Source organism: Croceitalea vernalis (assembly GCF_031846405.1).
Taxonomy (GTDB): Bacteria; Bacteroidota; Bacteroidia; order Flavobacteriales; family Flavobacteriaceae; genus Croceitalea; species Croceitalea vernalis.
The window spans coordinates 1-517 of record NZ_JAVRHU010000023.1 but is presented as its reverse complement, the minus strand read 5'-3'; the positions used below and the strand labels follow the sequence as shown (position 1 = coordinate 517).

The window sequence follows — 517 nt, the reverse complement described above, 5'->3', positions numbered from 1 at the left end:
GTGGTTCAGATATTGCTAGCAAAGCAAATGATGGGGTTTTTAATAACTCAGATAATTTTCAACATACTTCAAATGTAGATAGCTCACCTTGGTGGGAAGTTGATCTTGAAACTGTTAGTTATGTTGAAGATATTCACATTTACAACCGAACAAACGTAAGTCAAGCGGTTGAAGAAAGACTTAGAGATTTTTATGTTCTAACCTCTATAACACCAATACCAGAAAACGGTGATATTATGGAGATGATCAAAAATCCTTCATACACTTCAACTTTTTATGGAGGAAATGTGAATACTGAAGCAGTTATTAAAATTGATGAAATGGCTCGTTATGTGCGTATTCATTTTCCTGAGAATGGGGGTAACAGAATATTACATGCACAAGAAATTGAAGTTTTAGGATGTACTGAAATAATTACTGACCCTTGTGATTCATTTGAGGCGACGATAACACCAATTGGTGACTTAAATACAGCATCAGGAATCCAATTCTTCAATGCGCTTCCTGCTGGTGGTAA

General features: G+C 35.4%; 1 protein-coding gene. It reads left to right on the top strand.

Translation table 11 applies throughout. From position 1 onward, the window contains the following. On the top strand, positions 1-517 hold a 517-nt coding region (locus RM520_RS15235), incomplete at both ends, for a discoidin domain-containing protein (RefSeq protein ID WP_311388571.1).